This window comes from Thermococcus aegaeus, from assembly GCF_055393685.1.
The window spans coordinates 1,613,822-1,632,013 of the sequence record NZ_AP042464.1 but is presented as its reverse complement, the minus strand read 5'-3'; the positions used below and the strand labels follow the sequence as shown (position 1 = coordinate 1,632,013).

At 43.3% G+C, this 18,192-nt stretch carries 18 protein-coding genes; 12 read left to right on the top strand and 6 right to left on the bottom strand.

The window, feature by feature from the left end; genetic code table 11:
- The first annotated feature begins 3 nt into the window (after positions 1-3).
- The 4 genes from uppS to ACZ5NL_RS08815 all read left to right on the top strand — a co-directional run bounded on the left by uppS (position 4) and on the right by ACZ5NL_RS08815 (position 5,875).
- On the top strand, positions 4-804 hold the full coding sequence (uppS, locus tag ACZ5NL_RS08830; protein WP_464841928.1) for a polyprenyl diphosphate synthase: 801 nt from the start codon (positions 4-6) through the stop codon (positions 802-804).
- Between the two features lie 72 nt (positions 805-876).
- Positions 877-3,075 carry an elongation factor EF-2 gene (locus ACZ5NL_RS08825; RefSeq protein ID WP_464841926.1) on the top strand — a complete coding sequence of 733 codons (2,199 nt, stop codon included), beginning with the start codon at positions 877-879 and terminating at the stop codon, positions 3,073-3,075.
- Between the two features lie 198 nt (positions 3,076-3,273).
- Positions 3,274-4,179, top strand: a complete 906-nt coding sequence (locus ACZ5NL_RS08820; protein WP_464841925.1) for an asparagine synthetase A — start codon at positions 3,274-3,276, stop codon at positions 4,177-4,179.
- Between the two features lie 79 nt (positions 4,180-4,258).
- Entirely contained in the window at positions 4,259-5,875 is a 1,617-nt protein-coding gene (locus ACZ5NL_RS08815; RefSeq protein ID WP_464841924.1) for a hypothetical protein, read from the top strand.
- Here ACZ5NL_RS08815 and ACZ5NL_RS08810 read toward each other — a convergent pair.
- The 3 genes from ACZ5NL_RS08810 to ACZ5NL_RS08800 are packed head-to-tail and all read right to left on the bottom strand — an operon-like array spanning position 5,872 to position 8,676.
- Positions 5,872-6,405, bottom strand: a complete 534-nt coding sequence (locus ACZ5NL_RS08810; RefSeq protein WP_464841922.1) for a nitroreductase family protein — start codon at positions 6,403-6,405, stop codon at positions 5,872-5,874. The two genes, ACZ5NL_RS08815 and ACZ5NL_RS08810, sit on opposite strands and share 4 nt — an antisense overlap.
- Positions 6,406-6,435: 30 nt before the next feature.
- Positions 6,436-7,839 (bottom strand): NADPH-dependent glutamate synthase, encoded by a 1,404-nt coding sequence (gene gltA, locus ACZ5NL_RS08805; protein ID WP_464841921.1) that lies wholly within the window; start codon positions 7,837-7,839, stop codon positions 6,436-6,438.
- Entirely contained in the window at positions 7,840-8,676 is an 837-nt protein-coding gene (locus ACZ5NL_RS08800) for a sulfide/dihydroorotate dehydrogenase-like FAD/NAD-binding protein (protein WP_464841920.1), read from the bottom strand.
- 223 nt (positions 8,677-8,899) lie between these two features.
- On the opposite strand from ACZ5NL_RS08800, the gene shyB reads away from it, so the two are divergent.
- The 8 genes from shyB (at position 8,900) to ACZ5NL_RS08760 (ending at position 15,354) form a co-directional block, all read left to right on the top strand.
- Positions 8,900-9,904 (top strand): NAD(P)-dependent hydrogenase/sulfhydrogenase 2 subunit beta, encoded by a 1,005-nt coding sequence (shyB, locus tag ACZ5NL_RS08795; RefSeq protein WP_464841919.1) that lies wholly within the window; start codon positions 8,900-8,902, stop codon positions 9,902-9,904.
- The gene (gene shyC / locus ACZ5NL_RS08790) at positions 9,901-10,767 is read left to right on the top strand and encodes an NAD(P)-dependent hydrogenase/sulfhydrogenase 2 subunit gamma (protein WP_464841918.1); all 867 of its coding nucleotides are present in this window, start codon (positions 9,901-9,903) and stop codon (positions 10,765-10,767) included. The genes shyB and shyC overlap by 4 nt, the downstream gene beginning before the upstream one ends.
- On the top strand, positions 10,764-11,504 hold the full coding sequence (gene shyD / locus ACZ5NL_RS08785; RefSeq protein WP_464841917.1) for an NAD(P)-dependent hydrogenase/sulfhydrogenase 2 subunit delta: 741 nt from the start codon (positions 10,764-10,766) through the stop codon (positions 11,502-11,504). Before shyC ends, shyD begins: the two co-directional genes overlap by 4 nt.
- Positions 11,501-12,748 (top strand): NAD(P)-dependent hydrogenase/sulfhydrogenase 2 subunit alpha, encoded by a 1,248-nt coding sequence (gene shyA, locus ACZ5NL_RS08780; protein ID WP_464843442.1) that lies wholly within the window; start codon positions 11,501-11,503, stop codon positions 12,746-12,748. The genes shyD and shyA overlap by 4 nt, the downstream gene beginning before the upstream one ends.
- 73 nt (positions 12,749-12,821) lie before the next feature.
- Positions 12,822-13,493, top strand: coding sequence for a DUF257 family protein (locus ACZ5NL_RS08775; RefSeq protein ID WP_464841916.1), 672 nt, complete (start codon positions 12,822-12,824; stop codon positions 13,491-13,493).
- Positions 13,484-14,155: a DUF257 family protein gene (locus tag ACZ5NL_RS08770; protein WP_464841915.1), complete on the top strand. Its 672-nt coding sequence runs from the start codon at positions 13,484-13,486 to the stop codon at positions 14,153-14,155. The genes ACZ5NL_RS08775 and ACZ5NL_RS08770 overlap by 10 nt, the downstream gene beginning before the upstream one ends.
- A 2-nt stretch (positions 14,156-14,157) precedes the next feature.
- Positions 14,158-14,466, top strand: coding sequence for a tRNA-binding protein Pbp11 (gene pbp11 / locus ACZ5NL_RS08765; protein WP_464841914.1), 309 nt, complete (start codon positions 14,158-14,160; stop codon positions 14,464-14,466).
- A 42-nt stretch (positions 14,467-14,508) separates the two neighbouring features.
- Positions 14,509-15,354: a TatD family hydrolase gene (locus tag ACZ5NL_RS08760; RefSeq protein WP_464843440.1), complete on the top strand. Its 846-nt coding sequence runs from the start codon at positions 14,509-14,511 to the stop codon at positions 15,352-15,354.
- 1 nt (position 15,355) lies between these two features.
- On the opposite strand, the gene rtcA is transcribed toward ACZ5NL_RS08760, so the two are convergent.
- Genes rtcA through ACZ5NL_RS08745 form a run of 3 tightly spaced genes read right to left on the bottom strand, consistent with a single transcriptional unit; the run spans position 15,356 to position 18,085 of the window.
- A complete protein-coding gene (gene rtcA / locus ACZ5NL_RS08755) occupies positions 15,356-16,408 on the bottom strand; it encodes an RNA 3'-terminal phosphate cyclase (RefSeq protein ID WP_464843439.1) in 1,053 nt (350 codons plus the stop codon).
- Positions 16,395-17,537 (bottom strand): hypothetical protein, encoded by a 1,143-nt coding sequence (locus tag ACZ5NL_RS08750; protein ID WP_464841913.1) that lies wholly within the window; start codon positions 17,535-17,537, stop codon positions 16,395-16,397. Before ACZ5NL_RS08750 ends, rtcA begins: the two co-directional genes overlap by 14 nt.
- Positions 17,538-17,572: 35 nt before the next feature.
- A complete protein-coding gene (locus tag ACZ5NL_RS08745) occupies positions 17,573-18,085 on the bottom strand; it encodes a metallophosphoesterase (protein ID WP_464841912.1) in 513 nt (170 codons plus the stop codon).
- Positions 18,086-18,192: the final 107 nt, after the last annotated feature.

Genomic DNA, 18,192 nt, shown 5'->3' with positions numbered 1-18,192 from the left:
GCGATGCTCTATAGGATTGTTTCCAAAGTCCCTCATATTTTATTTAAACCCGCTTATGACTTGTATGAGTCTTATCTCTTTGAGAAGGTCAAGTCTCAGCCCGAGAAAATACCCAAGCATGTGGCAATCATAATGGATGGCAATAGAAGGTGGGCAAAGCTTTTGGACAAACCTCCATGGTACGGCCACCTTTTTGGTTCCAGAAAGCTGGAAGAGATACTTGAATGGTGTAGGGAACTGGGAATAAGAACACTAACGGTTTACGCTTTCTCAACTGAGAACTTCAGGAGAAGCAAGGAAGAAGTGAAGATGCTCATGGATCTCTTTGAAAAGAAGTTCAAAGAACTCGTACATGATGAGAGAGTCCACAAGTATGAAATTAGGGTTAATGTCTTAGGCAGAAAAGAGCTGTTGCCAAAGAACGTGAGGGAAGCAGCGGAAGAGGCTGAGAAAGCGACGAGAAAATACAGTAACTATACTCTAAACATTGCCGTTGCCTATGGTGGAAGGAGCGAGATTGTTGATGCCGTAAAGAGAATTGTTGAAGATATTCAAGCTGGAAAACTCAGCAAAAACGAGATAAATGAGGAGCTTTTGAAGAAGTATCTTTATGTGCCCAACATGTCTGATCCAGATATAGTTATAAGAACGGGTGGAGAGATAAGGATAAGCAATTTCCTTCTTTATCAGATTGCCTATAGCGAGCTTTTCTTCGTTGATGTGTATTTTCCCGAATTCAGGAAGATTGACTTTTTGAGGATAATAAGGGAATATCAAAAACGCCACAGAAGGTTTGGGAAATAGCTATGGAAAGATTTATAACTGGACTTTTGAAGTGAATGATGAACTGACGATCAATGTTTTAGGTGGTGCGATATGGGAAAAAGGGAAGAGATGATTAAGGAAATCAAGCAATTGATGACTCAACCAGAGAGAATTAGAAATATGGGTATTGCCGCTCACATTGACCACGGTAAGACAACACTTAGTGACAACCTGTTAGCTGGAGCAGGAATGATTAGTGAAGAGCTTGCAGGAAAGCAGCTCGTGCTTGACTTTGATGAGCAGGAACAGGCAAGAGGTATTACAATTAACGCCGCTAACGTTTCAATGATTCACGAATATGAGGGACAAAAGTACCTCATCAACCTCATTGACACCCCGGGTCACGTTGACTTCGGTGGTGACGTTACAAGAGCAATGAGAGCTATAGACGGGGCAATAATCGTTGTGGACGCTGTTGAGGGTGTAATGCCTCAGACAGAGACAGTTCTTAGGCAGGCTTTGAGAGAATATGTGAAGCCGGTTCTCTTCATTAACAAGGTTGACAGACTCATTAAGGAGCTCAAGCTTACCCCACAGCAGATGCAGGAGAGGTTCGTTAAGGTAATTACCGATGTAAACCGCTTGATTAGGAGATACGCCCCCCCAGAGTTCAGGGACAAGTGGCTTGTTAAAGTTGAGGACGGTAGCGTTGCCTTTGGTTCAGCTTATTACAACTGGGCACTCAGCGTTCCCTACATGAGGAAAACCGGTGTCTCATTCAAGGACATCATTGATCTCACGAATGCAGGTGATCTAAAGACCCTTAGAAAGAAGGCTCCACTTCACGTAGTTGTTTTGGACATGGTAGTTAGACACCTTCCAAATCCACTGCAAGCCCAGAAGTATAGAATTCCTCACCTTTGGAGAGGAGACATCGAGAGCGACGTTGGACAGGCAATGCTCAACTGTGATCCAAATGGAAAGATGGCCATGGTTGTTACAAAGATCATTATCGACAAGCACGCCGGTGAAGTTGCAACCGGTAGAGTATGGAGCGGTACCGTAAAGACAGGTCAAGAGGTTTACCTCATCACCGCAAAGAGGAAAGCTAGAATCCAGCAGGTTGGTATCTACATGGGGCCAGAGAGAATCAACATGGAGGCCGTTCCAGCGGGTAATATAGTTGCCGTGACAGGTTTGAGAGATGCAATGGCCGGTGAGACAGTTAGTGAGGAGCAAATCGAACCATTTGAGGCTCTCCACTATACAAGTGAGCCCGTCGTAACAGTGGCTATCGAGGCCAAGAACGTTAAGGACTTACCAAGGCTTATCGAAGCTCTCAGACAGCTTGCCAAGGAGGATCCAACGCTCCACGTCAAGATTGACGAGGAAACCGGTCAACACCTCCTCAGCGGTATGGGTGAGCTCCACCTTGAAGTCAAACTCGTACACTTAAAAGAGCAATGGGGCGTTGATGTTGACGTTTCAGAACCAATCGTTGTTTATAGGGAGAGCATTACAAAGCAAAGTCCAATAGTCGAAGGAAAATCACCGAACAAGCACAACAGGTTCTACATTGTTGTTGAACCAATGCCAGACGAAATTTATCAGGCAATTAGAGAGGGTGAAATACCAGAGGGAAGACCAAAAGATCCAAAGGCTGTTGCGAAGAAGCTTGCTGAGCTTGGAATGGACTACGACATTGCAAGGGGCATTGTGGACATCTACAATGGAAACATGTTCCTTGACAACACCAAAGGTATTCAGTACCTCAATGAGGTTATGGATCTTCTCGTAGATGGTTTCCACCAAGCAATGGATGAAGGGCCTCTCGCTAGGGAGCCTGTAATGAAAGTAATAGTTAGACTTGTGGATGCAAAGATCCACGAGGACAACGTCCACAGAGGTCCAGCTCAGATCTACCCGGCAATTAGAACCGCTATCCACTGTGCAATGATGAAAGCAAACCCAGTGCTTTATGAGCCATACCAGAAGGTCATCATTAACGTTCCATACGAATATATGGGTGCAGTCAGCAGAGAGCTTAACCAGAGAAGAGGACAGCTTGTTGATATGAGGCAGGAAGGTGAGGTGATGATTATCATTGCAGAGGCTCCAGTGGCGGAGATGTTCGGATTTGCTGGAGCAATAAGAGGTGCAACAAGCGGTAGGGCATTATGGAGCACAGAGCACGCTGGATTCAAGAGGGTTCCAAACGAACTTGCCATACAAATCATAAGACAAATTAGGCAAAGAAAAGGCCTTGATCCAAACCCACCGACAGAGAAGGACGTCTGTCCACAGCAGTGAAGGCTTTTTCCTTTCTTCTCTTCTTCTCGCAGGTTTTTGCTTTTGAAGTTTTTATGGAGATTGTGTCAATATTATTTATAAATTTGTTGGATATAATTTAAAATAGAGCCCACTTTCTTTTACAAAATTACCAATTTTTCAACTTTTTTTGCATAAAGTACATATAGGACTAAGGAATTTGTCATAGTGGTGATGCTCATGAACGCAGTTCAACTCGTAAGTAGGGATATTGAAAAAGCAATAAGAGTGCAGACGAAAGTTATAGACTACATGACAGACTTCTTTGTGAAGAAGGGCTTTAAGTGGCTCCTGCCAGTTATGCTTAGCTCCATAACAGACCCCTTATGGCCCGATCCGGCAGCGAGTAAAATGAGAGCTCCGGAAATTGAGGCCTATGGAGCAAAGCTCAAGCTTATGCACAGCATGATTCTCCATAAGCAGTTCGCCATAGCTATGGGGTTGGAAAAGATATTCATCCTTTCCCCAAACATAAGGCTTGAGGAGAGAGATAGAGACGATGGGAGACACGCATATGAGTTCACCCAGCTTGACTTTGAGATAGCCTATGCCACTATGGACGATGTCATGGGATTAATTGAGGAGCTTATGGTTGGTCTTTTTGAGGAAGCAAGAAAATGGGAAGAAATTGAAGAAAGAAGCTTACCTAAAGTTAAGGCACCATTTAAGCGCTTTACACTAGCTGAGATAAAGGAAGAGTTTGGAAGTGATGAAGAAGCAAGCAAAGCAATGAGTGAGCCTTTCTGGATAACGGACATCTCAAGGGAATTCTATGATAAGGAAGATCCAGAAAGACCAGGGCACTTCAGAAACTACGATTTGATACTTCCAGAGGGTTACGGAGAGGTTTCGAGCGGAGGAGAAAGAGAGTGGGAGTATGATGTAATACTTAGAAAACTGAAGGAAAGCGGGTTGAGCTTGGAGGCCTTTAGGCCTTATCTTGAGGTTGCAAAAGCTGGGAAGCTTAAACCTTCTGCTGGAGCCGGCATAGGTGTTGAAAGGCTTGTCAGGTATATAGTGGGTGCAAAGCACATAGCTGAAGTGCAGCCGTTCCCAAGAGTTCCGGGGATACCTGCGGTTATTTAACTGAACTTCCTTTTTTTGTTACAATTATCTTGCAGATAATCGAAAAATCTTTATTAAGATGAAGAGACTAACTATAAGCATGAATAGGAGAAAATTTTCATTCATACTTTTGGTGCTTATTCTATTAACTCCCCAAGCTGGGGCTGTTTCTCTTGATGAAGCTAAAAAAGATGTAATTAAGGAGCTTGTTCAAGATAAATCCATTAAAAACGCTGATCTGAATTACAGGATATATGTTCGCTCTCTTGAAATAATAGCAATTGCTAGGTCAGGTTTTAAGGAAAGGGAAATCATTGAAGAATACGCAAAATGGCTAAAATCACTTCAAGAAGCCGATGGCTCATTTCCACCCATCATAACCTTTGATGTTCCTGGTGTTCCCTTCTGTGATGCTTATTATTACGCAGAAAGACCTAAAGACTTTGAAAGTTTTCCTTCTTGTCTTTATGGGTTTTCACTCAGGAAATGTCCAGAATACAGTTATGTGATAACCTGTTCTAGGGTCGCTTCAACAGCTCTGATTTTATATGCACTTCTGGATGCTGGCGAACCTGAGGATTCCCCTGTAATAAAGAACGGAGTACAATATCTCCTGAAAACTATGAAAAATGAGACATATTGGACCTATGTCTATACTATCTCTTCTTCTAAGGGTGGATACTCAACTTGTGAAGAAGCAGAAAAGATATGGGGGTTCAAAGAAACACCGAGCTTAGTTTCCACGGCATATGCCATTGCACTTCTCCACAGATTGGGATATGATGTTTCAAAACCTTTGGAGTGGTTGAATTCAAATTTTGAACCTAAAAATTTAATGAATGAGAAATATCTAGCATACTTCCTTGAAAATGAAACTCCTGAGTGGGGCTATAATTTCCCCTTCTACCAGCTTGGATTTCCAAGTGTTCACTTTCTTCATAGAGAACCCCTTGAGAGCTTGGTTGTTCCATTAGTACTAATTAAGGAAGAAGGGTTAGAACTCAACCAAACTGCCATCAACTTCGTGGTCTCAGTCTTAAATAAAACGAAACTCTCTTTTACCAATTATTATGACCTCCATATTTCAGTAAATTTGTTCTGGGACTCAAAAGAGAAGTATTATATCCAAATGACGTTTAATGGAACCAATTTAAGTAAAATTGAAGAGAACGGGACTTTTCATTACCTTTTAAGCAAGAGATGGGAGTTTGAAGCATTTGAAAAGAATTTCACAATAAGTGGAAACATTAATTTTACCATCCCGGAAGAAATTAGTTGGGAGCCGGAAATTGCAGTGTTTCTTCTCAAGAAGCTTTCAAATGGGAGTTATATGAAGGTGGGTTGTGCTGAAATAGAGAAATGCAACAAGGGCTGTTATAATTTCAAAATTCGCCCCCGTTATGACTGGTGGAGTGATTCTCTCAGACCCTCTGTGATGGCTCTTCTTTGGTACTATCTATCAGGTGAGACTCAGGATATAAGAAAATTCCTGGAAGAGTACAATTTGCTTAGATGTGAAAGTGAGCTGACAGGGGAGTACGGGATAAGGGGATGTTCTGAAGATTACGCAATGCTGCTTCTTTTAATGGATCTTCAAAGTGGGAGCTTTGAAATTAGTGAGAAGGAATTCTTACAGAGAAAACTAGCAGGATTTTTTGTAGCTCTGATGTCTATTTCATTGATAGCATGGTATATTAGAAAAAGGAAAGTGAGTTAAAATTTACTCCCAAAATGGTTCAAATGAACCCTCTCCCACATTATCTCCTCTTTGCTGTGTTCGGGCTTTTGTTCAGTTGGATAACCTATGCCTATGACGCACAAAACTCTTATATGCTTGGGGATTCCCAAGAGTTCCCTTACGTATTCTTCAGCGCTCTTTTCTTCGCTGTATTTTCTCTCTAGAATATGGCCCCAGCATGCTCCCAAGCCAAGGGCTGTTGCCGCTAATTGTATGTGCTCGGCTGCTATTGAGGCGTCAAAAATCCACGCTGAGCTTATGCTTTCGTCTCCACACACTACTATTGCTAAAGGAGCTGTTTCAAGGAATTCAAGTGCTTTCCTTGTCTTTGCCAGCTTTCTGATGAGCCCCCTATCATCGACAACTACAAAGTGCCATGGCCTTCTGTTCCTCGAGCTTGGGGAATAAAATGCCGCCTCAAGAATCTTCTCCACGTGCTCCTTTGGCACATCTTTATCTTGATATTTTCTAATGCTCCTCCTCTTCTTAACAACTTCGAAGAACTCCATAATATCACCAAAAATAGAGAATGGGGGAATTTAGGCATTTCCGCTTAAGTATTCGTGTATGCTCTTTGCGGCTTTTCTTCCGTCGCCCATTGCCAGTATAACAGTTGCCTCTCCCCTTATGGCATCCCCACCAGCAAAGACTCCAGGAATGCTTGTCATTAGCTTATCATCCACTACTATCCTTCCCCACCTGTCTACGAGAAGATCGGGTACACTTTGTATAAACGTCTTATTTGGGGTCTGCCCTATTGCTATTACAGCATTGTCGAATTCCATAATGAAAGTTTCGCCCGTTGGAACTGGCCTCCGCCTTCCGGTTTCGTCAGGTTCTCCAAGCTCCATCTTCTCAAGCTCTATTGCCTTAAGATTTCCATGCTCATCTCCGATGAATCTTTTTGGAGATACCAAGAACATGAACTTCACTCCCTCTTCTTCGGCATGGTGTATCTCTTCTATTCTTGCTGTCATTTCCTTTTTTGTTCTTCTGTAGAGAATCCACACTTCAGCGCCGAGTCTCAACGCAGAACGAGCCGCGTCCATTGCTGTGTTTCCCCCTCCAATAACTGCAACTCTTTTACCCACTTTAATCGGAGTATCATACTCGGGGAACTGATATGCCTTCATGAGGTTAACCCTTGTGAGAAACTCATTTGCCGAATAAATTCCATTTAAGTTTATCCCTTCCCACTTCACGAATTTTGGCGTTCCAGCTCCGGTTCCTATGAAAATGGCATCGTACTCCTCTTTCAGCTCTTCAAAGGTAATTGTCTTGCCCACAAGCGTATCTGTTTCTATCTTCACACCAAGCTTTCTCAGGTTCTCAAGCTCTCTCCTCACTATCTCTTTGGGAAGCCTGAATTCAGGAATTCCATATATGGTAACTCCTCCCGGCTCGTGGAGGGCTTCAAATATTGTAACCTCGTAGCCCATCTTTGCCAGCTCAGCGGCACAGGTAAGGCCAGCGGGTCCAGCCCCAATAACGGCGACCTTCTTTCCATTTGGCTGTATTCCTTTTATCTGCTCTTGGAGGAGTTCTTCGTCTATGCCGTGTTTTCTTGCGTAATCTGCAACAAACCTTTCAAGCTTCCCAATATTAATAGGATCTCCAACCTTGCCCATTGTACATACTCCTTCACATTGGTCTTCTTGAGGACAGACCCTACCGGTAATTGCTGGAAGTGAGTTGTTCCTCCATATGACCTCTAGGGCCCCTTTCATATCCTCTTCGATTATCTTCGCTATAAAGGCTGGTATGTCTATATAAACGGGACATCCCTGTACGCAGGGAGCGGGTTTACATTGAAGGCATCTTTCTGCCTCTTTCTTTGCGAGCTCTAAGGTATAGCCCAGGTTTACCTCATTAAAGTCCTTGTTTCTCTCCTCAGGAGGTCTTTCTGGAGTTGGAACTCTCTCTTTTATAATCTTTCTTGGCATTTAAACCATCCCCCTCTCGCGCTTCCATTTTTCAAATGAAAGCTTCTCCAAGTCTTTATAATAATCCAGTCTTCTCATAAGTTCATCAAAATCAACTTCATGTCCATCGAACTCTGGTCCATCTACGCATGCAAACTTTATCTCTCCTCCTACCGTAACCCTACAAACACCGCACATACCCGTTGCATCGACCATTATTGGGTTTAAACTAACTATGGTTTTGATTCCATGGGGTTTGGTCAGCTCTGAAACAAATTTCATCATAATAGTGGGCCCTACAGCATGTACGAGATCTATCTTTCTTCCTTCATCGATGAGCTTTTGCAGTGCGTGAGTTGTGAATCCTTTCATCCCATAGCTTCCGTCGTTGGTTGTTACTATCACTTCATCGCTTACTGATCTCAGCTTATCCTCCCAGAAAACTAGCTCTTTGGTTCTAAAACCGAGGATAGATATTACATAGTTTCCCGCTTCTTTCATTGCTCTTGCAACTGGGTAAATCTCTGCTACTCCTACTCCTCCTCCTACCATGACAACTGTTCCAAACTTGTCTATGTGGCTTGGCTGTCCCAAGGGCCCCAGAACATCCAAAAGGTACTGTCCTGCCTCATACGTTCCAAGCTCATAGGTCGTTTTCCCCACCTCTTGGGCAACTATTGTTATTGTACCGCTTTGGGGATTTGTATCAGCTATCGTTAGAGGAATTCTTTCTCCCCTCTCGTGAAGCCTTATGACAACAAACTGCCCTGGTTTTGCATGTTTAGCTATTCTGGGTGCTTCTATTTCAAAAAGATTAATGTGTGGAGCCAATCTCTCCTTGTGAACTATTTTGAACACAAGACATCACCACTATTAGTTTGTAGGTTTACTAATATAAACCTTTTCCAGAGAGGGACATTGGTGCTCATCGTTATACTTTTAGTTATAAATTGTCATCAATCACCATTAGTGTACTATAAAGTATATGTTTGTAACATTTGGTTGATCACCTTCCGTTTAAAAAATCCTTAAATCGGTTCTTTACAAACATAAAATTGAATAATAGTTTCGGGTGATTGTCTTGCGATATGTAAAGCTATCTCAAGAAAATTTTGAGGGATTCTTCAACTCTTTGAAGAAATGGGGCAAAGTGTACGCTCCGGTGAAAAAGGGGAACATCTATTCCTTCCAGCATGTCGAGAAACCTTCACAAATAGCCTTTGATTACACTAGAACGATGCTTCCTCCAAAGAAGTTCTTTGTGAGGCCTAAAGATGAGATGCTCAGACTTAAAGGAGGTAAATGGGAAGAAAGCGACGGAGTTGAACCGATAGTTCTATTTGGGGTTCATTCGTGTGATATCCATGGATTGGAGATACTCGACAAAGTTTACCTTGCCGAGCCGGTAGATCCTTATTACAAAAAGAGAAGGGAAAATGCAGTTATTATTGGAATAAGCTGTATGCCAGATGAGTACTGCTTCTGCAAGAGCTTGGGAACAGACTTTGCAATGCACGGCTTTGATCTCTTCCTCCATGAGCTTCCAGATGGCTGGCTGGTCAGAGTTGGAAGTGTAAAAGGACACGAGATTGCCTGGGAGAATGAGGAGCTCTTTGAAGAAGTCACAGAAGAGGATTTCCACAATTTTAGGGAATTTGAAGAAAAAAGAACCAATGCTTTTAAGCGCTCCCTAAACAAGGAGGGGCTGGCAGATATTTTGGATCTTGCGTTTGACAGCCCGGTGTGGAAGAAGTATGAGAAGATTTGCCTTGGCTGCGGGAACTGCAACATGGTTTGTCCGACGTGCAGATGCTATGAAGTGTGTGACCTATGGATGAACGCTTATGAGGCGGTGAGGGTGAGAAGATACGACTCCTGCTTTATGGAAAGTCACGGCTTGGTTGCTGGAGGTCATAACTTCAGGCCTACTCGTTTGGATAGATTCAGGCACCGCTATTACTGCAAGAGCTACTTTGACCCTTCAGCGGGCTTCAACTGCGTCGGCTGTGGAAGATGTGATGAATTCTGCCCAGCTAAAATAGAGCACGTTAAGGTTCTCGATGAGGTAAGGGAGGGATTACAATGACCTTTCAAACACACGACGCGAGGATTTTGGAAGTTAAGGAGCTAACCTCAAGGGAAAAGCTCTTTACACTTCGCTTTGTTGACCCTGAAGTTAACAGGAACTTCAAATACAAGCCCGGCCAGTTTGTTGTAGTTGACATAAGGGGCTTTGGAGAGTTCCCGATAAGCCTATGCTCCACTCCTACTAGAGAGGGCTACTTCCAGCTCTGTGTTAGGAGAGTTGGAAGAATGACAAAATACATGCATAAGCTCAAAGAGGGCGACATAGTTGGGATTAGAGGCCCTTACGGCAATGGCTTTCCAATGGAGAAAATGGAAGGGGCTACACTGGTTCTTGTTGCTGGTGGTCTTGGAATGGCACCTCTTCGCTCGGTGCTGTGGTATGCCTTGGATACAGGAAAGTACGAGAGAATATACCTATTCTATGGAACCAAGGCTTACGAGGACATTCTCTTTAGAGATGAGATAATTCACCTCCTTAAACATGGAGAAGACATGAACTGTCACGTGAAGCTCGCCTACGAAGTAGAAAGCCCCTCATGCATATACCTAGAAAAGGGTTATTCACCGAGGGTGTGCAAAGGAGTCGTCACAGATCTCTTCAGGGGGGAGACCTTTGACGTTGAGAACACCTATGCACTAATCTGCGGCCCACCAGTGATGTACCGCTTTGTTATAAAGGAACTTCTCGATAGAAAGCTTTCCCCGGGCAGAATCTACATGACCCTCGAAAGGAGAATGCGCTGTGGAGTTGGAAAATGCGGCCACTGCATCGTGGGAACGAGCACTTCTATTAAATATGTGTGCAAAGACGGCCCTGTATTCACTTATTGGGATGCTCTATCCACAAGGGGGCTGATATGATGCTTAAGCTTGGTGTTTTTGAGCTGACTGATTGTGGGGGCTGTGCATTGAACATTCTCTTCCTCTATGAGAAGCTCTTTGATCTGCTTGAATTCTATGAAATAAAGGAATTTCACATGGCTTCAAGTTTTAAAGAGCACGATACCCTCGATGTTGCAATAGTAACGGGAACGGTTTCAACTCAAAGAGATCTTAATTTGCTCCACTATGCAAGAAACCATTCAAAGTATCTCATAGCCCTTGGGACATGTGCCACTCATGGAGATGTGCAGGCCAGTGTGGAAGGGAAGATAAGAGACAAACTTGAGAAAGTTTATGGAACGAGAGCAAACCCAATGAAGGCCTTGGATTCAACTCCCGTTGTGCAGCATGTTGCCGTTGATTACGCCTTGCCGGGCTGTCCCTACGATAAGGATGAAATTTATCAGGTACTCATGAATTTGGCAAAAGGTGTTGAGCCGCCGACGAAGGACTATCCGGTCTGTGTAGAATGTAAGCTCAATGAATACGAGTGTGTTCTTATTAAGAGGGGCATCCCCTGTTTGGGCCCTATAACCCTTGGCGGATGCAACGCCGTGTGCATAAGGTCTCAACTCGGGTGTATTGGCTGTAGAGGTCCAATACCAAAAGAGGCAAATCCTGCAAGTGAATTTGAGATTCTCAAGGGACTTGGCTATGATGAAGAGTACATTCGGAGAAAGTTCAAGACGTTTGCAAGGGGTGAGCTGAGATGGTGAGCATTGAGATCGAAGCCTTTACAAGGGTAGAAGGAAACGGAGGAGCAGAAATAATCATTGAAAATGGAGAAGTGAAGGACGTTAAGGTGAAAATATTTGAAGGGCCAAGGTTCTTTGAGCTTCTCACCCTTGGAAGACACTATTGGGATGTGCCGGATTTAGAGGCGAGGATATGTGCTATCTGCTATCTATCACATTCAGTTGCTTCAGTGCTTGCCATTGAAAGAGCCTTTGACGTTAAGGTTCCCATGGAGATAACGCTTCTGAGGGAGCTCGGACTTCTCGGGGAGCTTCTTGAGAGTCATGCTCTGCACCTATACTTGTTGGTAGCCCCAGACCTTTTCGGCTATGCTGATGCCATAAGAATGGCGAGCAAACACGGTGAGATCGTCAAGGAGGGTCTTGCACTTAAGGCGTTTGGCAACTACCTCAGGGAAGTTATTGGCGGAAGGGAGATACATGGTATAAACGTCAAGCCCGGCGGGTTTGGGAGATATCCAACTATAGAAGAGCTTGAAAGAATGGAAAGGCAAAGCGAAGCCTTGATAAAGCTTGCAAGGAGAGGCGTTGGTATATTCGCAGGTCAAGAGCATTTAGGGGCAAAACCAGAACACTACGTTGCAGTTAACGGCTATCTCTATGGAGATAAATTGATTGCTGACGATGGGGAACATTTTGACTACTTTGAGCACATTGAGGAGAGAACCCTCCCATACAGCTTTGCAAAGCAGAGCAGGTACAGGGAAAAGGTGTTTATGGTGGGAGCTTTGCCAAGGGTAATGCTGAAGTATGAAATGCTCACCCCAATGGCAAAGCATCTCTACGAAGAGTATAAGGAAAAGCTTGCTCAGGGATACGTTAGCTTAAACAACCTAGCTCAAGCCATCGAATTAGTATATGCTCTTGAGAGAACAAAAGAGATAGCTAGAACTCTCCTTGATAAAGGCTTCGAGGCAGAAAACGTCCCAGTTGAACCGCAGGAAGGGGAAGGGATAGGTTATGTTGAAGCACCGAGAGGAGTGCTGGTACACCACTATAAGATTGATGGAAATGGCAACATAGCTTATTCTAACATCATAACTCCCACAGCTTTCAATCACGCTATTATGGAGCTAAGCCTTTACGAAGAGGCCAAAAAAAGGTATGGAAGCTCAGATGAAATGAGTTTCCTTCAAAAGCTGGAAGAAACCGTGAGGGCATTTGACCCCTGCATCTCTTGTTCTGTACACGTTGTCAGGCTCTGATTCTTCTTTATTATTTTTGTAATGCAAAAAAGTTATATCTGTAAAAGTATTAGCTAATTATGGGGGTGAGAGTTTGGAATCCTTAGAAGAGGTTTTTAAACTCATTGATAGGATAAAGTTTGGAGAGATTGTTCTTGTTGAATACTACCGATCGTTTATACCTGAGCTCATGACTCTTGGGCTTCTGTATTATGGGAAATCGAGGGGCCTGCCAGTTATAATCGATGATAACTTCGATTCCCTGCATGTTATCCAGAAACATCTTGAATTTGTTGGCATTGATGAGGACTTTAGAGATGCCCTTGTTGTTAAGACTGGTGGAAAAAGGAACGTTGGAAATGTTGTTACGAAAGTGAAGTTTGTCAGCGAGCCGGCTATATACATAAGAAACTATGAAGAAGCAGGTAGAGCGGTCTTTTCAAAGGTCAAGAAATCCATAAACATTGTTCTTGGTCTTGAAAGGTTATTTTCCTTTGTTTCGTCGGTATCGGAATTATATGCCCTTATCCTTGCGATTCAGTCTTTCCTTGGAAATGAGAAGCGGAAGGCCTTCTATCTGATCAATAAGGACATTGCATCCTCAGCTACATTTAACCCTCTGCCGGAACTTGAAAGAATATCAACCACGGTAATTGAAGCCGTCCCAACTCCCACAAGTGGTGTTTTTACTTTCAAAAAATCCACGAGTTTAGATCTGCTTGGAAAGGAAATTGAAATTCCTATCGGGGTGATAGGATGGAAATGACAAAAGAGATGCTTTTTAATGTTATAGATAAAACACCCTTTGGTGATCTGGTTCTTATCGAGGATGAGACTTCCTACGGTTCGGTTATGGCTACCTATGCTTTTGTGAGGTATGCCCGGGAAAGGGGAATGAAAATAATGATTGACGACAGCTTGGACACTCTCTTCATGGTAAAAAAGCAATTGGAGTTTCTCGGCGTTCAGGAGGATTTCTCAGATGTCCTTGTAATTAAAACTGGGGGGAAGATGGAAGTTGGAAAGGTCGTAGGAAGACTTCCCTTGGAAACAGAGCCGGTGATATATTTGAGCAGATACGAGAGCGTAGCAAACGAAGTTTTTGCTGAGGGAAAGTATATCAACATAGTCCTTGGTCTTGAGAGGCTTTTTGCTTTCATGCAGGAGCCTGTCGAGTTCTATACAGTAATAAACTCCATTCAGGGATTTTTAGATAACAAAAGCAGAAAAGCGTTTTATATAATAGACAAAAAAGTTGCCTCAGGTCTCAAGTTCAACCCGATTCCAGAGCTAGAGGAAATAGCAACGACGGTGGCATATATCAAAGGCGAATACGGGAAGGGAAAGATTACTTTTGGAAAGAACCCGTTTATAGAATTTCTGGGCAAGGAGTATGAGGTCTCCCTTGAGAAGGTACTTCAGTGGTGAATATGAGGATTTTTGATGTTTTCAAAAAGAAAGAGAGTAAAGTTGAGGTATTTTCAAAAAGACCCGTGGCTAAGTTTAAAGTGGAAAGGGTCTTCGAAATCCTTGGTAGAGAGGTGTTAGTGGGGGAAGTTGCTGAGGGAGTTATCTATCCGGGCTATAAAGTAAAGAGAAAGAAAGCTGCACTCATAAGGGAGATACAGAGAGAAAGACAAAGGGTTGATTTTGCCCTCGAATATGATAAAGTTGCCCTTGTTTTAGAGGGAAGGCTTAACCCAAAAGCCGGGGAGATGCTTGAAGTCTATCAATCCTAATGGCTTTTAAACCCCTTCTCTTATACCTTTTTGGTGGTGGGAATGATAATATTTGACAATCACTTTCACGTTGACCCCTTTAAAGGGCTGTTTTTAGAGGCAGTTAAAGAATTTCACCGGGCTGGAGGAACGCATCTGAACGTTGTTTACAAAAGCGCCCACGACTATGGATTTAGTGGGGTTAAAGCAGAAGACTTCATGAAGGCTATGGATTTCCACATTGAACTGGTGGAGAAAATAAATAAAGAAACTCCCGTTAAGGCCTTTGCTGTGGTTGGAGTTCATCCAGCAGAGTTTGCTTATTTGGCAGACAGAAAAGGGGTGGAATACGCTAAAAGTGAGGTCATGAAAGCTTTGGAATACGCTCAAAAGCTATGCTTGGAGGGAGAGGCAATAGCAATAGGTGAGATAGGGAGACCACATTACGAGGTCAGCGAAGAGATATGGAATGCAAGCATCGAGCTCATGAAATATGGAATGGAATTGGCTAAAGATGCCAACTGTGCAGTTCAACTTCATACGGAGAGCTTTAACGAAGAAAAGTTCAGAGAACTTGGAAAGATCGTCAAGGAAGTTGGCATAAAGCCCTACAGAGTTGTGAAGCACTACTCTCCTCCATTAATAAAAGTCGCTGAAGAAGTTGGAGTCTTTCCTTCAATTTTAGCTAGCAAAAAGGCTCTCATGGAGGCCCTAATGCAGGGGAGCAGGTTTTTAATGGAGACTGACTATATAGATGATAAAAAACGCCCGGGAGCAGTTTTAGGACCAAAGACCGTTCCAAAGAGGACAAAAGCATTTCTTCAGCAAGGTTTAATGGATGAGGAGAGGGCATACAAAATCCATGTTGAAAATCCAAAAACGGTTTATGGAGTGGAAATTGAGGAGTAGCTTAGAGCTCTATCCTCTTCACCACTTTTACTTTTCCAGGCTTTCCAATTTCTCCTTCTATCTCGAAGACCTTTCCAAAGAACTGTTCTACTACCCAGACGTTGGTTATTAAGTGGTTTGTGATTTTACTCACCCATATTTCCCCTCCAGCGAAGGCTAAGAAAGGTATGAGCTGATCTCCGAGGAACTTATCCACCGCATGTTTTGGTTTTAGCTGTTCTATGAGCTCATTTGCAGCCTCTCTTCCCACAACTTCTGCTGGCTTGCCTCTCTCTCCAAGGGCATCTCCTCCCAAGCGGAGAACGTCTGTGTTCGCCCATATAACAATCCCACTACCAGGCCCGAGGTGAGGGTCTTTTTCTGGTTCATAGAACTCTTCTTTCACATTTACCGGTACGAGAGGATAGGCCCTTTCAAGAGTCTCTTTTGCCGCCTTTGCCTGTCTTACAGCGACGTGAGAAGGCAACCTTACAGCGTGGCTTATTCCTTCAAAGCTGTAGATTTTCTTGAACTCTTTAGCAATCAGCGGCTTTTTTTCTTCCCAAGGATAGGCTTTGCCAACAACTAATCCCCCACCTTTCGGATAGTGTCCCCTTCTTTTTATTTCTATTTCCACCCTAATGCCGAGCTTTTTAAGGGCGTAGAGGGTTATGTGTTTTAGATAATCTACCGGAGGGCTCCAAGGTACGTCAGTCCCCCCTGTTATTTCAAAGGTGATCTCCTTATCTCCAAAGACCATCGCTGGCAGGAGAGCTTGGAGGACAAGGGTTATGCTGCCGGCGGTTTTTATCGGCACTCTGATATGCTTTGTTTTTATACCTTTGGGGTAGAACTCCAGCTCAGTTGAACCTTCTCTCGCCCCCCTTACTTCTCCATTTGAAAGTTCCCGAAGGGCTAGAACCCCGTAGAGGTGCTGCGGCCTTAGTCCGGGCTTTGGCCTTTTAGCTCTGATTTTGATTATTTTAACAGGTTCCCCAGTTATGACTGAAAGGGCAAGTGCAGTCCTTAATATCTGTCCCCCACCCTCTCCGTAGCTTCCGTCAATGATCTTCATCCTCTTCACCGAGAAATAGTACAAGAGCCCCCTTTAAAAGTTCTTCTGGCCTTTTGTTGGGTTTTTGTTCTTTAAGCCTCTTGAGGAGCTTTGAGAGAGTTGAGATGGTCTTAAAGGTTCTTTTCTGTTCGGGTATTTTTTCTACCACTTCATCTGGTATCTTCAATTTAGTTTTTCTGGCTAAAATCTCCTTAAATTCTTCCTCACTTAAGTACGGCAGCTTTATTTTCACAGGCAGGTCGTACTTTTTTGTATCCTTGCTTTCCACTATTAATGTAAATTCTACTGGTACCTTGAGGCCTTTAATCCTTGCACTTCCTTTTTCCTTAATCCTCAACAGCTTTTCAACTAGCTCTCTCGGAGGTTCTCTGAGTACTAGAAATCCCTTGTGAGCTTTTAAGAACAGAGGGGCGTTGTAAATCCCCTTCTCAATTTCATTAACTTCAAAATCCTCTAGGGAATCAACGTAACCGTCCCAAACTATCACCGGAGGTTTTATGAGAAGCTCTTCTCCTTTCTTTACCACTTTGTGGAGCTCATTGTCAAACAGCTGGAGCTTCAGCGGGCCAAGTTCAAGTATTTCTGGGATTTTAACGGCTCCTCTAGTTATTTCATCTAAAATCTCCGGAAGAGGGAGTTCTGCATGGTTTATTATCAGCGTATCCTCCATTAGCTCCAGTACCTTAAGCTTTTCAATAAACCTCGACGGGAGAGTTAGCTTTTTGAACTCGAATTTAATCACTTCCTCTTGCAACTCCTCTTTGGCGCGTATTTCCTTTAAAAGGTCTTTGCTGAGGGAGGTTATCTGGTATATCTCTTTCCTTCCTTGAAGGTAGAGGATCCCATTTGAGAGCAGTCTTAGTCCAAGACGTCCAAGAAAAGAAGAAAGCTCGCTCTCGGTTCGAGTACTTATAATTTCCTTTCCTTCAACTTTCTCGTACCCTTTATCAACCACAACAAAATCTGCCGGATGGATTCCCTTTTCGTATAGAAATCTCTCTAGGATGTCTTTAGCAACCTCTTCGCTTTCTGCATAGACCTTTACGAACTCTACCGCACCATTTTTTCTAACTCCAATAAAGACTACTCCGCTGTATCTTTCTTTAGGTGTAAGCAGATCGGTCTCCATGATTCTCTCTTTGCTTTTTGTTCTTATATCCTTTTTCAAAGGCTCATAAACCCGAGTGGCTCTTCAGTGTCGAGGTTTACTATTTTTATTTCTCTCTTTCTTGTGTCCAAAAATGCGACGCTCTTTACTCCACTGACATAGCCGCAGACCTCTCCTGGATTGAGAACTATGCTCCTTCCGGTTTCTCTTATCTCGTATTTATGAGTGTGTCCTCTTATCACAACGTCATAAAGCTGGCTCCTTATAAATGCCTCAACTATCTTCTCATTTGTGCCGTGGAGGAGGACTATCTTAAGTCCATCTATCTCTAACTCTATTACCTCATCCTCTACTCCAATTGCCTTTTTGAGACCTTCCCTCTCTCCATCGTTGTTGCCAAAGACACCCTTTAAAGGTGCATTTAGTTTTGAAAGTTCTCTTTTGACAAAAGGTGCCACATAATCGCCTGCATGAAGCACAAGATCCACTTCTTCCTTGTTAAATAGTTCAACAGCCCTTGCTATAGCCGGGAGATTGTCATGGGTGTCGCTCATTATTCCTATCAGCATATGACCACCTCTGTATAGTCAAGGATAAGGAGTTTATATTTTTATCCTCGTCGGGCTAAAGCTTAAGAACTTCGGATCATCAACAATCTATACGATGAGAGGGTGAA

Excerpts from the sequence above, each read along its gene's own strand:
- uppS (WP_464841928.1), top strand. The coding sequence starts at position 4 with ATGCTCTATAGGATTGTTTCCAAAGTCCCTCATATTTTATTTAAACCC.
- ACZ5NL_RS08825 (WP_464841926.1), top strand. The coding sequence starts at position 877 with ATGGGAAAAAGGGAAGAGATGATTAAGGAAATCAAGCAATTGATGACT.
- ACZ5NL_RS08820 (WP_464841925.1), top strand. The coding sequence starts at position 3,274 with ATGAACGCAGTTCAACTCGTAAGTAGGGATATTGAAAAAGCAATAAGA.
- ACZ5NL_RS08815 (WP_464841924.1), top strand. The coding sequence starts at position 4,259 with ATGAATAGGAGAAAATTTTCATTCATACTTTTGGTGCTTATTCTATTA.
- ACZ5NL_RS08810 (WP_464841922.1), bottom strand. The coding sequence starts at position 6,405 with ATGGAGTTCTTCGAAGTTGTTAAGAAGAGGAGGAGCATTAGAAAATAT.
- gltA (WP_464841921.1), bottom strand. The coding sequence starts at position 7,839 with ATGCCAAGAAAGATTATAAAAGAGAGAGTTCCAACTCCAGAAAGACCT.
- shyC (WP_464841918.1), top strand. The coding sequence starts at position 9,901 with ATGACCTTTCAAACACACGACGCGAGGATTTTGGAAGTTAAGGAGCTA.
- shyD (WP_464841917.1), top strand. The coding sequence starts at position 10,764 with ATGATGCTTAAGCTTGGTGTTTTTGAGCTGACTGATTGTGGGGGCTGT.
- ACZ5NL_RS08770 (WP_464841915.1), top strand. The coding sequence starts at position 13,484 with ATGGAAATGACAAAAGAGATGCTTTTTAATGTTATAGATAAAACACCC.
- pbp11 (WP_464841914.1), top strand. The coding sequence starts at position 14,158 with ATGAGGATTTTTGATGTTTTCAAAAAGAAAGAGAGTAAAGTTGAGGTA.
- ACZ5NL_RS08760 (WP_464843440.1), top strand. The coding sequence starts at position 14,509 with ATGATAATATTTGACAATCACTTTCACGTTGACCCCTTTAAAGGGCTG.
- rtcA (WP_464843439.1), bottom strand. The coding sequence starts at position 16,408 with ATGAAGATCATTGACGGAAGCTACGGAGAGGGTGGGGGACAGATATTA.
- ACZ5NL_RS08750 (WP_464841913.1), bottom strand. The coding sequence starts at position 17,537 with ATGGAGACCGATCTGCTTACACCTAAAGAAAGATACAGCGGAGTAGTC.
- ACZ5NL_RS08745 (WP_464841912.1), bottom strand. The coding sequence starts at position 18,085 with ATGCTGATAGGAATAATGAGCGACACCCATGACAATCTCCCGGCTATA.